This is a genomic window from Pseudorhodoferax sp. Leaf267 (assembly GCF_001422405.1).
Taxonomy (GTDB): domain Bacteria; phylum Pseudomonadota; class Gammaproteobacteria; order Burkholderiales; family Burkholderiaceae_C; genus Pseudorhodoferax.
This window is the reverse complement of sequence record NZ_LMMV01000001.1, coordinates 913494-926978: the sequence shown is the minus strand read 5'-3', so window position 1 is coordinate 926978 and position 13485 is coordinate 913494. Positions and strand designations below refer to the sequence as shown.

At 68.4% G+C, this 13485-nt stretch carries 14 protein-coding genes; 8 read left to right on the top strand and 6 right to left on the bottom strand.

What is annotated here, in order from left to right; all coding sequences use genetic code 11:
• Positions 1–6: 6 nt before the first annotated feature.
• Positions 7–645, bottom strand: a complete 639-nt coding sequence (locus ASF43_RS04085) for a phosphatidylcholine/phosphatidylserine synthase (protein WP_056176962.1) — start codon at positions 643–645, stop codon at positions 7–9.
• Positions 646–764: 119 nt separating this feature from the next.
• Here ASF43_RS04085 and ASF43_RS04080 point away from each other — a divergent pair, with 119 nt between their 5' ends.
• Positions 765–1610, top strand: coding sequence for an amidohydrolase (locus tag ASF43_RS04080; protein WP_056176959.1), 846 nt, complete (start codon positions 765–767; stop codon positions 1608–1610).
• A 3-nt stretch (positions 1611–1613) separates the two neighbouring features.
• Here ASF43_RS04080 and ASF43_RS04075 read toward each other — a convergent pair whose 3' ends face one another.
• The 3 genes from ASF43_RS04075 to ASF43_RS04065 form a co-directional block, all read right to left on the bottom strand.
• Positions 1614–1910, bottom strand: coding sequence for a BrnA antitoxin family protein (locus tag ASF43_RS04075; protein ID WP_056176955.1), 297 nt, complete (start codon positions 1908–1910; stop codon positions 1614–1616).
• A complete protein-coding gene (locus ASF43_RS04070; protein ID WP_369803216.1) occupies positions 1864–2097 on the bottom strand; it encodes a BrnT family toxin in 234 nt (77 codons plus the stop codon). Before ASF43_RS04070 ends, ASF43_RS04075 begins: the two co-directional genes overlap by 47 nt.
• 120 nt (positions 2098–2217) lie before the next feature.
• Positions 2218–2991 (bottom strand): acyltransferase, encoded by a 774-nt coding sequence (locus tag ASF43_RS04065; protein ID WP_056176949.1) that lies wholly within the window; start codon positions 2989–2991, stop codon positions 2218–2220.
• A gap of 139 nt (positions 2992–3130) precedes the next feature.
• On the opposite strand from ASF43_RS04065, the gene ligD reads away from it, so the two are divergent.
• The 7 genes from ligD (at position 3131) to ASF43_RS04030 (ending at position 11468) form a co-directional block, all read left to right on the top strand.
• Positions 3131–5611, top strand: a complete 2481-nt coding sequence (gene ligD / locus ASF43_RS04060; protein WP_056176946.1) for a DNA ligase D — start codon at positions 3131–3133, stop codon at positions 5609–5611.
• 4 nt (positions 5612–5615) lie between these two features.
• Positions 5616–6500: a Ku protein gene (locus ASF43_RS04055; RefSeq protein WP_056176943.1), complete on the top strand. Its 885-nt coding sequence runs from the start codon at positions 5616–5618 to the stop codon at positions 6498–6500.
• A 98-nt stretch (positions 6501–6598) separates the two neighbouring features.
• Positions 6599–7513: a hypothetical protein gene (locus tag ASF43_RS04050; RefSeq protein WP_235578116.1), complete on the top strand. Its 915-nt coding sequence runs from the start codon at positions 6599–6601 to the stop codon at positions 7511–7513.
• Positions 7514–7686: 173 nt separating this feature from the next.
• On the top strand, positions 7687–9795 hold the full coding sequence (gene glgX / locus ASF43_RS04045; protein ID WP_056176937.1) for a glycogen debranching protein GlgX: 2109 nt from the start codon (positions 7687–7689) through the stop codon (positions 9793–9795).
• Positions 9796–9940: 145 nt separating this feature from the next.
• Positions 9941–10198, top strand: coding sequence for a hypothetical protein (locus ASF43_RS04040; protein ID WP_056176934.1), 258 nt, complete (start codon positions 9941–9943; stop codon positions 10196–10198).
• Positions 10199–10405: 207 nt separating this feature from the next.
• Positions 10406–11005, top strand: a complete 600-nt coding sequence (locus tag ASF43_RS04035; protein WP_056176931.1) for a superoxide dismutase family protein — start codon at positions 10406–10408, stop codon at positions 11003–11005.
• A gap of 25 nt (positions 11006–11030) precedes the next feature.
• The gene (locus ASF43_RS04030; protein WP_056178094.1) at positions 11031–11468 is read left to right on the top strand and encodes an OsmC family protein; all 438 of its coding nucleotides are present in this window, start codon (positions 11031–11033) and stop codon (positions 11466–11468) included.
• Here the strand turns inward: ASF43_RS04030 and ASF43_RS04025 are convergent.
• Both ASF43_RS04025 and ASF43_RS04020 read right to left on the bottom strand, forming a co-directional pair.
• Positions 11459–12805, bottom strand: a complete 1347-nt coding sequence (locus ASF43_RS04025; RefSeq protein ID WP_082497574.1) for a tryptophan--tRNA ligase — start codon at positions 12803–12805, stop codon at positions 11459–11461. The two genes, ASF43_RS04030 and ASF43_RS04025, sit on opposite strands and share 10 nt — an antisense overlap.
• Before the next feature lie 7 nt (positions 12806–12812).
• Positions 12813–13481: a site-2 protease family protein gene (locus ASF43_RS04020; RefSeq protein WP_200932420.1), complete on the bottom strand. Its 669-nt coding sequence runs from the start codon at positions 13479–13481 to the stop codon at positions 12813–12815.
• Between the last annotated feature and the right edge of the window lie 4 nt (positions 13482–13485).

Genomic DNA, 13485 nt, shown 5'->3' with positions numbered 1-13485 from the left:
GGATGCTCACAGCTTGGGGATGCGCAGCGTCTTGCTGATCATGAGCGTGCCCGACAGCCCGAACAGCAGGGCCAGCGGATGCAGTTGCCACGGCCCCAGCATGAGGCCGCCGCCGTACAGCGCATCGCCGATGCGGCCCTGCCAGGCGGCGAAGGCCAAAACCGCGGTCAAGACCACGCTGGTCGGGATCGGCGTGCCCTCGAAGTAGGCGACCTTGTCGCCGCCCTCGGCCAGCGTCTCGGCCGTGACGTTGAAGCGCGCCAGCCGGCTCACGCCGCAGCAGACGAAGTACACCAGCAGCGCCACGTCCCAGCCGCCCTGCAGGCCGGCCGCGAAACCCAGGGCCGCGGGGCCGACGCCGAAGGACACGATGTCGGCCAGCGAGTCGAGCTCGCGGCCCAGCGAGGAGTGCTGCTGGCGCCAGCGCGCGATGCGGCCGTCGAAGATGTCGAACACCAGCGCGATCGGCGTCATCAGCGCCGACAGCAGGAAGTGGCGCAGCTCGCCGGTCGCCATGAACTGCATGGCGAAGAAGACCGAGGCCATGCCGCAGGCCGCATTGCCCAGCGTGAAGAAGTCCGCCAGGTGGAAGCCGCGCAGCATCGAGAAATGACGGGGAGTGGTGCGTTCTGGGGCGGCGCTCATGGCAGGCTTTCAGGTTGGATCTTGCGGCTGACTGTGTCCGATTGTGCGTGGCGGCGCTGTCCGTGGAGCCGGCCTGTGGCTGTAGGCCGGTGCCGGCAAGCTGCGCTATCGTCCCGGCCATGCACGACGCCCTGCCTTCCACCTGCGCCGCCATCGACTGCCATGTGCACGTGTTCGATCCGCGGCGCTTCGCCTATGCAGCCGACGCCTGGTATGTGCCCACGCCGGCCGAGACCGGTACGCCCGCGCAGCTGGACCACGTGCTGCAGGCCCATGGGGTGCGCCATGCGCTGCTGGTCGGCCCGAACTCGGGCTATGGCCTGGACAACCGCTGCCTGCTCGACACCATCGCGCGCGGCCAGGGCCGCTACAAGGGCATCGCGGTCGTGCCCAACGGTGCCAGCCTGGGCCAGCTGCAGGACCTGCAGGCCGCCGGCGTGGTCGGCATCGCGTTCAACGTGGCCCTGCTGGGTGTGGACTTCTACCGGGGCACCGGCCCGCTGCTGCAGCGCCTGCGCGAGCTGGGCCTCGTGGCCAACGTGCAGGTCGAGGGCGACCAGCTGACGGCCTTGACGGGCCTGCTGGCCGACAGCGGCGCGCAGCTGGTGTTCGACCACTGCGGGCGACCGGTGCCTGCCGGTGGCGTCGGGCAAGCGGGCTTTGCAGCGCTGCTGGCGCTGGCGCAGACGGGCCGTGCGGCGGTCAAGCTGTCGGGCCACGCCAAGATCTCGGCCCTGCCGTTCCCCCACACCGACCTGGACCCGTTCGTGTGGGCGCTCGTCGAGGCCTTCACGCCGCACCACCTGGTCTGGGCCTCGGACTGGCCGTTCCTGCGCGCGCCGTCCCGCATCGACTACGGGCCGCTGCGCGCGCTGCTGGTGCAGCATCTGCCGGACGCGGCGGACCGGCAAGCCGTGGAGTGGGAGACGCCGCGGCGCCTTTTCGGGTTCGACGCGGCGGGTTGAGCGTCAGGCCGAAAGCTTGCCGCGGCGCACGGCCTCGCGCAACACCTGGTTCACGCGCGTCTGCCAGCCGGGGCCACCGGCCTTGATGGCCTCCAGCACGTCCGCGTCCACGCGCATCGTCATCGGCACCTTGGGGCGCTCGGCCAGCGGCCGGCCGGGGCGGCGCAGCGGCTGCAGGCGCGCTATGTCCTGCGCCGTCAGCGCCTGCGTGTCGGGGTCGGCCGCGATACCGGCGTCGATCGCCACGTCTTCCTCAGGGCTCGGAATCGCGAGCCCCATGTTCCTGGAACGCTTGGTCATATAGGTTCACCTCTCGCGCATTGGCCTTGCGCAGGCTGATGATGCGCATCACCTCGCCGCGCTGTACGAACACCACCACGTACAGCCGGTCATCCACTACGGCGAAGCCGATCTCACGCAGCTCGCCATAGTCTTGCCGGCTGTCCGGGAAGCACAGGACATCAGCCCACGCGATGCGTTTCGCCAAGGCCAGGGCACGCCGTGCTTGGCTTGATTGGTCGCGTCCTTGGCCGGGTCGAAGCTGATGTTCACGAGTAATTATTGTACGTACATTAAAAAACTTTGGCGCCGCATGGAAGAAGTCATCTCAGGCAGCCGAGGCCATGCGTTCGACGCCGAACCCGTCACGGCGCGCGAATAGATCGAACGCAGCCTCGGGGCCAGGCCTTTCACGTTGCAGGGCGTGCAGGCTGGTCAGGGCCGCCCGGCCTGAAGTGCCCGCCGCGGCCGCCCGGTGGACGCGCCCCTGTGCTGGCGCTCCGGGGAACCTGCGGTGCTCGACCCGCGGGCGCATTGCACACTCGCACCACTCACTGCGTTCGTTCAGCTCGGCACCGCGCCCCAGGCCAGTGCCTCGCGGGCAGCGCGCGTCAGCGCGAGCCTGGCCATGTCTTGCGCCATGACGAACAGCGTGCAAAACCAGCAGGTACGCGACGAACCACAGATGGTTCCAGGTCGGGATCGGCGTGCGAAATCTCTGATCACCACGCAAGTAACGGCTCCAGAACGCGAGAAAGCTGCCCTGGTACCTCCCAGCGTCAATGACTTCGAAATACACCTGCGGTACGACAGCCACCACCATGCTGAACAGCAGCGGGATTCCAAGTCGCCAGGCGCGCCGGCGTGCCAGCGCATTGCGATCGAGCGTGCGCATCATGTAGCCGGTGGCCAGCCCCGAAACGACGAATAGCAGCGACAGGCGCCAGGGGTTCAGCGCGAGCATCAGCGCGGTCGTCAATGGCCCACCGCTGTAGGCGCTCTTGACGTGAAATGCCCAGGGCACATAGAGCATGCCGACGTGGTAGCCGTTCAGCAGCCCGAAGGCCCCGATCCGCAACCAGTCGAGGTCATAGCGTCGCATGCCGGGGATATTCGTGTTGCTTTGCGGCGGCTGCGGCGCGCATGGCCGCCATGTCAGCCCAGCGACGCGGCTTGGACTGACATGGCATGTGATCCGCCGCTGACGCTTGCCCACGCGTCATCGCCACACCATCAGGAAGATGGACGCCCATGCCGCGCTGAAAACCTACCGCGCCAAGCGCAATTTCGCCGTGACGGCCGAACCGGCCGACGGCGGCGAGGCATCGGAGGCTGGCACGCTCTCGTTCGTCGTGCAGAAGCACTGGGCCAGCAGCCTGCACTATGACTTCCGGCTGGAGGTGGGCGGCACCATGAAGAGCTGGGCCGTGCCCAAGGGCCCCAGCTTCGACCCGGCGGACAAGCGCCTGGCCGTGCAGGTCGAGGACCACCCCATCGCCTATTCCAGCTTCGAGGGCCAGATCCCCAAGGGCCAGTACGGCGCGGGCAAGGTCATCATCTGGGACAAGGGCCTGTGGACGCCGGTGGGCGACCCGGCCAAGGGGCTGCGCGCCGGCAAGCTGGTGTTCGAACTGCATGGCCACAAGCTGCATGGCAAGTGGGCGCTGGTGCGCATGAAGGGCAAGGGCGACAAGCAGCCGCCCTGGCTGCTGCTCAAGGAGAAGGACGATTTCGTGCGGCCGGCCGCCGAGTTCAGCGTGGTCGACGAGATGCCCGACAGCGTCAAGCGCCTGAAGGCACCCAGGCCCGCTGCGTCCGCGCCGGCTGCCGATGTCCCGCCCGAAGCTGCGCTGCCCGAGACACTGGCGCCGCAACTGGCCACGCTGGTGGACAAGCCGCCCTCCGACCCAGGCGACTGGGTCTACGAGATCAAGTTCGACGGCTACCGCCTGCTTGCGCGCGTGCAGGGCAAGAAGCTGCAGCTGTTCACGCGCAACGGCAACGACTGGACGCACAGGCTCAAACCGCTGCAGGCCGAGCTGCAGCGCATGGAGCTGCCCGAGGGCTGGTACGACGGCGAAATCGTCGTGCTCGACAAGCAGGGCAAGCCGGATTTCGGCGCGCTGCAGCAGTCGTTCGATGCCGCCAAGACCTCGCCCATCGTCTACTACCTGTTCGATGTGCCGTACTGCGCCGGCCATGACCTGCGCGAGCAGCCGCTGGTCGCGCGCCGGGCCTTGCTGCAGCGCCTGCTGGCCGAGCGCGCATCCGAACGCGTGCGCTTTTCCGACGTGTTCGAGGCGCCGCCAGGCGATGTCGTGCTGTCGGCCTGCAAGCTCGGGCTGGAAGGCGTGATCGCCAAGCGCAAGGACTCGGCCTACCTCTCGCGCCGCGCCGACAGCTGGATCAAGCTCAAGTGCAGCCAGCGCCAGGAGTTCGTGATCGTCGGCTTCACCGATCCGCAGGGCACGCGCACGGGCCTGGGCGCGCTGCTGCTGGCCGTGCACGACAAGGCCGGCCAGCTGGTCTACGCGGGCAACGTGGGCACGGGCTTCGGCCAGGCGGTGCTGAAGGATCTCACACGCAGGCTCAAGGCCTTGCAGGCCGAGCGCAGCCCGCTCGCCGACACCCAGGGTGTCGAGGGCCGGCCGCACTGGGTGGCGCCCGAGCTGATCGCCGAGGTCAGCTTCGGCGAGTGGACGCGCAGCGGCCGCATCCGCCACGCCGTGTTCCACGGCCTGCGCAGCGACAAGCCGCCGGCCAGCATCGTGCGCGAGCGGCCCGCCGCCGCGCCCAAGGCTGCGAAGAAGAAGCCGGCTGCCGCGGGCTCGCATGCCTTGTCGACACGGCTCAAGGTGACCAACCCCGAGCGCGTGATCGATGCCTCGACCGGTGCGACCAAGGTGGAGCTGGTGCGCTACTACGCGCTGGTCGGCGATCTCATGATGGCCCACCTGAAGGGTCGGCCCGTGTCGCTGGTGCGCGCGCCGGCCGGTATCGGCAAGCAGCTGTTCTTCCAGAAGCATGCCGAGGTCGAGAAGCTGCCCGGCGTGCGCCAGCTCGACCCCGGGCTCGACGCCGAGCACCCGCCCATGCTGGCCATCGCCGCGGCGCAGGGCCTGCTGTCGGCTGCGCAATGGAACGTGGTCGAGGTGCATTCCATGAACGCGCTGGCCAGCGACTTCGAGCGGCCCGACCGCATGGTGTTCGACCTGGACCCGGGCGAGGGCGCGACCTGGCGCCAGATGCAGGAAGGCACGGAGCTGGTGCACGCCTTCCTGCAGCAGCTCAAGCTGCCGGCCTTCCTGAAGACCAGCGGGGGCAAGGGCCTGCATGTGGTCGTGCCATTGCGCCGCCAGCACGGCTGGGTGGCGGTCAAGGGCTTCGCGCAGGCCATCGTGCAGCATCTGGCGCGCACCATCCCGGAGCGCTTCGTGGCCAAGAGCGGGCCGCGCAACCGGGTCGGCAAGATCTTCATCGACTACCTGCGCAACGGCCAGGGCGCGACCACGGTCTGCGCCTGGTCGGCGCGCGCGCGGCCTGGGTTGGGGATCTCGGTGCCGCTGGCCTGGGACGAGCTGCCCGGCCTGCCCGCCAGCGACCACTGGAACATCCGCAACGTGCAGACCCGGCTCGATGCCGGCAACGGGCCGTGGGACGGCTACGCGCGCGCGGCCAGGTCGTTGACGACCGCCATGCGCATGCTCGATTTCAAGGAGTAAGACCATGTACCGTGCCATCTGGAAGGGCGCCATCAGCTTCGGGTTGGTCCACGTGCCCGTGGGCCTGTTCCCGGCCTCGCAGGACGTGGGCATCGATTTCGACTGGCTGGACAAACGCTCCATGGACCCCGTGGGCTACAAGCGCGTGAACAAGCGCACCGGCAAGGAGATCCAGCGCGAGAACATCGTCAAGGGCATCAAGCAGGAGGACGGTGACTACGTGGTGCTCAGCGAAGACCAGATCAAGGCGGCCTATCCCAAGGCCACGCAGACGATCGAGATCGAGTGCTTCGTGACGGCCGCGGAAATCCCGTTCACGCTGCTCGAGAAGCCCTATTACCTGGAGCCCATCGGCAAGGGCGAGAAGGTCTATGCCCTGCTGCGCGAGGCCATGGCGCAGGCCGGCGTGATCGGCATCGCCCGCGTGGTCATGCATTCCAAGGAACACCTGGCCGCGCTGGTGCCGGCCGGCCCGGCGCTGATGCTCAACACCATCCGCTGGGCCTCCGAGATCCGTTCGCCCGAGGAACTCAAGCTGCCCGCCGCCGGCAAGTCGACGCTCAAGCCGGCCGAGCTCAAGATGGCCGAGCAACTGATCGGCGACATGACGCAGACCTGGGACCCGGAGGCGTTCAGCGACCAGTTCACGGGCGCAATTCACGCGCTCGTCAAACGCAAGATCGAAGCCGGCGATACCAAGCAGGTGACGGCGCTGGAAGATGCGCCCGAGAGCAGCGGCGGCTCCAACGTCGTGGACCTGACCGAGCTGCTGGCCAAGAGCCTGGCCGGGCGCAGGCCCGCGGCCAAGCCCCCGGCGAAGAAGGCCGCGCCCAAGCCAGCGGCCAAGAAGACGGCCGCCGCCAAGAGCCCGGCACGCAAGCGCGCCTGATCGCTCGTTCCTCCTACAAGGCCTGGCTTAGCCGTCCGACGGTCAGGCCGCATGCCCCTCCGAACAATGGCCACGTCATCACACAGGAGTAGAACGACGTGGCATCTTTCCCAGCGGTACCCCCGGCCGATGCCTACAGCGCTCCCTCCGTCGACCAGCAGGGCCGCAGTGCCGTGTCCTGGGGCGCGATCCTGGCCGGCGCAGCCGCCACTGCGGCGCTCTCGCTGATCCTGCTGGTGCTGGGCACGGGCCTGGGCCTGACGTCGCTGTCGCCCTACGGCGGCAGTAGCGCCAGCGCGATGGCGCTGGGCTTCTCGGCCATCGTGTGGGTGATGGTCACGCAGGCGCTCGCCTCCGGCATGGGCGGCTACCTGGCCGGCCGGCTGCGCACGCGCTGGCTCTCGGTGCACTCCGATGAGGTCTATTTCCGCGACACGGCCCATGGCTTCCTGGCCTGGGCCATTGCCTCGCTGGTGACGGCTGCACTGCTGACCTCGGCCATCGGTTCCATCGTTGGCGGTGCAGTGAAGGCCGGCGCCACGGTGGCCGGCGGTGCGGCCACGTCGGCCGTCGCGGCCGCGGCCACGGGCGACAAGGCCGAGGGCAACGGCCCCACTGCGTATTTCATCGATTCCATGTTCCGCCGGCCGCAGGCTGCCACCGGCGCGATCCCGATGGCGTCCACGGCCGCGGTGCCGACCGCCGAAGTCACGCGCATCCTGATGCAGGCTGGCATCGACAAGCCGCTGGCCGCAGAGGACCAGCGTTACCTCGGCCAACTCGTGGCCGAGCGCACGGGCCTGGCGCAGGACGATGCCGAAAAGCGGGTGAGCGACACCGTGGCGGCCATGCAGGCCAAGGCCCGCGAACTCGAAGCCGCTGCCCGCGACGCGGCCGAGAAGGCGCGCAAGGCCGGCATCGGCGCCACGCTGTGGCTATTCGTTTCGCTGCTGCTGGGGGCCTTCAGTGCGAGCCTGGCCGCAACCTGGGGCGGCCGCGAGCGCGACGCCTGATTGCTTGAACCCATCCCCCTCAACCCTGGAGATCCACCATGCGTTCACTGCTCCTGTTTTTCCTCGGCGTGCCGATCCCCATCATCATCCTGATCGCACTGTTCGTGCGCTGATCCACCCCTCCACCCCTTTGTGTTCCCGCGCCGCGGCCCGGCGCTTGCTTTAGAGATTTCATGACTGACACTTGCGAACCGGGCCACCCATGGCCCATGGGCATGCACCTGCGCGACGGCGGTGCGAATTTCGCGCTGTACTCCAGCGCGGCCACTGTCGTCGATCTGTGCCTCTTCGACGCCGACGGCGTGCACGAGGTGCGGCGCATCCGGCTGCCGCGGCGCACCGACGACATCTGGCACGGCTTCGTGCCCGGCATCGAAGCCGGAACGCGGTACGGCGTGCGCGTGCATGGTGCCTACGACCCGGAGAACGGCCAGCGCTGCAACCCCAACAAGCTGCTGCTGGACCCCTACACACGCGCCATCGACAGGCCGCTGCGCGGCGAGGCCGTGACGTTCGGCTATGCCCTGGGCGGTGAAGAGGAAGACCTTGTCATGGACGAGACCGACAGCGCGCCCGTGGCTGCCAAGTCCGTCGTGATCGCGCCCGCGTTCGACTGGGAGGGCGACCAGCCCCCGGGCACGCCCATGGCCGATACCGTGTTCTACGAGATGAACGTGCGCGGCTTCACTAAGACCATGGATGAGGTGCCCGAGGAGCTGCGTGGCACCTTCGCTGGCTTGGCGAACCCGCCCGCCATCGAGTACCTGAAGAAGCTGGGCGTGACCGCCGTGCAGCTGCTGCCCGTGCAGGCCTTCAACGACGAGGGCCGGCTCATCGACGCCGGCCTGGCCAACTACTGGGGCTACAACACCATCGGCTTCTTCGCGCCCGAGCCGCGCTACTGCTACAAGGGCACGGACGGCGGCGTGGCCGAGTTCCGCGGCATGGTCAAGGCGCTGCACCGTGCCGGCATCGAGGTCATCCTGGACGTGGTCTACAACCACACCTGCGAAGGCAACCACATGGGCCCCACGATGTCGTTCAAGGGCATCGACAACGACGCCTATTACCGCCTGATGGACGAGCGGCGCTACTACAACGACTTCAGCGGCACCGGCAACACGCTGGACGTGAGCAACCCGCCCGTGCTGCGCATGGTGATGGACAGCCTGCGCTACTGGGTCGAAGAGATGCACGTGGACGGCTTCCGCTTCGACCTGGCGCCGGCGATCGCACGCGACGCGGCGGGCGCGTTCGAGCACCGCACGCCCTTCCTGTCGGCCGTTGCGCAGGACCCGGTGCTGCGCCGCGTGAAGATGATCGCCGAGCCCTGGGACCTGGGCGACTACGGCTACCAGGTCGGCGGCTTTCCTGTCGGCTGGTCGGAATGGAACGGCGGCTACCGCGACGAGGTGCGCGACTTCTGGCGCAGTGCCGATCAGAGCCTGCCGGCCTTCGCCGCGCGCCTGTCCGGCTCGCAGGAGATCTTCGCGCCGTCGCGCCGCCCGCCATCGGCCACCGTCAACATCGTGACCGTGCACGACGGCTTCACGCTGCGTGACCTGGTCAGCTACAACGAGAAGCACAACGAGGCCAATGGCGAGGACAACCGCGACGGGGAGAGCCACAACCGCAGCTGGAACTGCGGCGTCGAGGGCGAGACCGACGACGAGGCCGTGCTGGCGCTGCGCGCGCGGCAGCAGCGCAACTTCCTGACGACGCTGTTCATGTCGCGCGGCGTGCCGTTGCTGCTGGGTGGCGACGAGATGGGACGCACGCAACGCGGCAGCAACAACGCCTACTGCCAGGACAGCGACATCAGCTGGTACGACTGGAGCGAGGAGCGGCGAAAAGACCCGCTGATCGGCTTCACGGCCGGGCTGATCGCGCTGCGCAAATCGCTGCCCGTGCTGCGCAGCGAGCACTGGCCGACCGGCGAGGGCGATCGGCCCGATGCGGTCTGGTACAGCGTCTGGGGCCTGCCGATGGAGCAGGAGGAATGGGACCATCCGGCTGCGCGCTGCCTGTCCGTGGTGTTCGACGGCGGGGCCGACAACGCGGTCGAGCCCGGGCCCTCGGTCCTGCTGATGTTCAACGGTGCGCCCGAAGCGCATACGTTCACGGTGCCCAAGGAGCAGCGCTTCGGCCCGGCCTGGACCTTGCGTGTGTCCACCGAAGACGGCACCTTGCCGGAAGGCGAGGCCAAGGTGCTGGCGCCGGGCGAGGAGGTGAGCATCGAGGCCCATGCCATGCTGGTGCTGACGCAGGACGCGCCGGCCTGATCGTCCAGGGCGCGGCGCGATGCATTCCTACTTCGGCTTGGCACGGCGGCCGATCCTGTGCCGCCGCCGCCCGCTCTAATCTGGAGTTCCAAGCCCCCGTCCCTGACGGTTGTTCGCTTCCTTTCCTCGATTCGGAGAATCGGCCATGACGCAAGCCAACCGCAGCATTTCTGACGCCCTGGACGAGCATGCCGACACCGCCTTGTACGCGGCGATCGCGCTGGCCTGCGTGGCCTTCGGCGGCATGCTGCTGGTGCCAGGCGAACAAGCGGAAGACCTGCTGAGCCTGGGCTGGCTGTGCATGCTGGGCGCCATGGGCTGCCTGCTGGGCAAGCTGGCCCTGGGCCTCATCACGGGGCGGACGGAAGAGGGCGGGGCCGCCCTGCGCACGCCGCAGCAGTGACGCGGCGGCCCGCGCTTGGGGGCCTGCACCGCATGCGCTCCCGGTGCCTGCTGCGCGCCCGTGCTGCCTTCCCGCCGGGCCTGCATCGGCAAACAAAAGAACCGCGCAGTTGCGCAAGGCGCTCCCCTCCTACACGGGCCGGCGCGGCTGGCGGTTAGATTGCCTTGGCCTTCGGATCCCGAAGGAGTTGCGTGACGAGGAGAGAGCATGCGGAATCTGGAATTCATGTTGTTTGCAGCGGTCGTCGTCCCCCTGGTCGCGATCGCGCAGGGTGGGGCGGCCCCCGCAGCGCCACAGCGCGCCGGTGCCACGGCCATGGTGAAGCTGCAGACGGCCAAGGGCGAGCCGGCGGGCCAGGCGGTGTTGACGGCCGTGCCGGACGGCGTGGAGATCGTGCTGAACGTCGAGAAGCTGACGCCTGGCCTGCACGGCTTTCACATCCACACCAACGGCAGCTGCGCGCCCGGGCCGGACCCGAGCGGCAAGACGATCGACTTCGGTGCGGCCGGCGGGCATTTCGACCCCGCCGCCACGGCGCGCCACGGACACCCCGAACACGATGCGCAGCGCCATGCCGGCGATGCGCCCAACCTGACAGCCGACGCGCAGGGCAAGGCCACGCTGCGCTACACGAACACCATGGTCACGCTGGTGCCGGGCAAGACCTCGGTCATTGGCAAGGCGCTGGTCGTGCATGCCGATGCGGACGACTACAAGACCAACCCGGCCGGCAACTCCGGCGCCCGCGTGCTGTGCGGCGTGATCGAGCCGGCGCGTGATGCCGTGGTCGGTAGCGTGGCACGCTGATCTTCAACCAAGCGAAGGAATGACCATGAGCGAGAAAAAAGCCAGCGTGCACTGGGAAGGTGCGGGCAAGACGGGCAAGGGCGCAATCAGCACCGAAACGGGTGCGCTGAAGGACTACCCGTACGGCTTTGCCAGCCGCTTCGAGGACGACCGGCGCGGCACCAACCCCGAGGAGATCGTGGGTGCGGCGCATGCGGCCTGCTTCACGATGGCGTTCGCGTTTGCCTGCGAGAAGGCGGGCGTGGCGCTGGAGTCGGCCGACACCCAGGCCAGCGTGCGCCTGGTGAAGGACGGCGACGGTTTCAAGATCGACCGCATTGCGTTGACGCTGGTGGCCAAGTCGGCCGGGCTGGACGAAGCCAAATTCCAGGAACTGGCCAATGGCGCCAAGGCAGGCTGCCCGCTGTCCAAGGCGCTGGCCGCCGTGCCGGAGATCACGCTCTCCGCAACGCTTCAGAGCTGAACGTCGCCGGCGGCACCGGGGTCTTCTTCGCCGGCCACCGAGTTCGGGTCGGCCTTGGGCGCTGCCAACTGGGCCAATGCCGCCAGAGCGCCATCGGCAGTGGTGTGCAGCAGTGGCGCCAGGGCCACCAGCGCCGCCGCCCCTTCGCCGGTCAGCCGCGCAATGGCCTGGCCCGCTTCCTTGGGCGAGGCAAAGCCATGGCTTTGCAGCAGCAAAACGCCAGTGGCATCGACCAGCTTGAAATAGAACTGGCCATCGGCTTCGCGGTATTGCTTGAAGGCAGGCCCGCCGGCCTTCGCCTTCCTGGCGGCCTTGGCCGTGCCCCCTGAACTTTCGAGCCTGCGCAAGCCGACGGCGGCCCGCAGGCTGGTCGTGAACGGGGCGGAGATGCGCCTGGCTTTCTGCGCGCCGGCGAGCAGTACGCGTTCGACCTGGGCCGGGTCTTCCATGTAGCCCTGGTAGGCCGCGCGCATCGGCGCGATCTCGCGGTCCACGCGCTCGAAGAGGGCCTGCTTGGCATCGGCCCAGGAGATGCCGTCGGCGAAGGCCTGGCGCAGCGCCTCGGTCTCCTGCGCGTCGGCGAAGGCCTGGTAGATCTGGAACAGCGCCGAGCCTTCGGAGCTCTTGGGCTCGCCGGGGCCGCGCGAGTCGGTCACGATGCCGGCGATCAGCTTTTTCAGCTGCTCGCGCGGCGCGAACAGGGGGATGGTGTTGTCGTAGCTCTTGCTCATCTTGCGGCCATCCAGACCGGGCAAGGTGGCGACGCTCTCCTCGATGGCGGCCTCGGGCAGCGTGAAGTGCTCGCCATACAGGTGGTTGAAGCGCTGCGCGATGTCGCGCGCCATCTCGATGTGCTGCACCTGGTCGCGGCCCACGGGCACCTTGTGCGCGTTGAAGAGCAGGATGTCGGCGGCCATCAGCACCGGGTACATGAACAGGCCGGCCGTCACGTCGGCATCCACGTCGCTACCGGCGGCGTTGTTGCGGTCCACCGCGGCCTTGTAGGCGTGGGCGCGGTTCAGGATGCCCTTGCCGGTCACGCAGGTCAGGAACCAGGTGAGCTCGGGAATCTCGGGGATGTCGGACTGGCGGTAGAAGGTCACGCGCTCCGGGTCCAGGCCGGCGGCCAGCCAGGTGGCGGCGATCTCCAGTGTGGAGCGCTGGATGCGCTGCGGGTCGTCGACCTTGATCAGCGCGTGGTAGTCGGCCAGGAAGTAGAAGCTCTCGGTGCCGGCCGCCTGGCTGGCACGCACGGAGGGCCGCACGGCGCCGACGTAGTTGCCCAGGTGGGGCGTGCCCGAGGTGGTGATACCGGTCAGAACGCGCAGCGTGGTCATGGTGGTCTCAGCGGATCAGAAAGGAAAGAGGGCTCAGCAGGATGTCGAGGAAGCCGAAGGTCAGGCCCATGATGGGGCGCAGCCACAGCGTGCCGACCACGCCCGCCAGCACCAGGCCCATCACGATAAAGAAGCCCCAGGGCTCCACGCGCGAGACCAGTGCCGCCTGCTTGTAGGGCAGCAGGCCCACGAGCACGCGGCCGCCATCGAGCGGCGGCAGCGGGAACAGGTTGAACGCGAACATCACGACGTTGACCAGCATGCCGGCCTGGCACATCTTGACGAAGAAGGGCTCATCGATGCCCATGCCGACCAGCAGGTACAGCACGATGCCCCAGATCAGGGCCTGCACCAGGTTCACGCCGGGGCCGGCGAGGGCCACCCACACCATGTCGCGCTTGGGGTTGCGCAGCCGGCCGAACTGCACCGGCACCGGCTTGGCATAGCCGAACACGAAGGCGCCCGAGGTCGCCAGGTACAGCATGATGGGCATCACGATGGTGCCCAGCGGGTCGATGTGCTTGATCGGGTTCAGCGTCACGCGGCCCAGCATGTAGGCCGTGTTGTCGCCGTAGTGCCGGGCCACGTAGCCGTGCGCGGCCTCGTGCACGGTGATGGCGAAGATGACCGGGATCGCGTAGATCAGCAGGTTCTGGATCAGGTTGTCGAAATTCACCGGC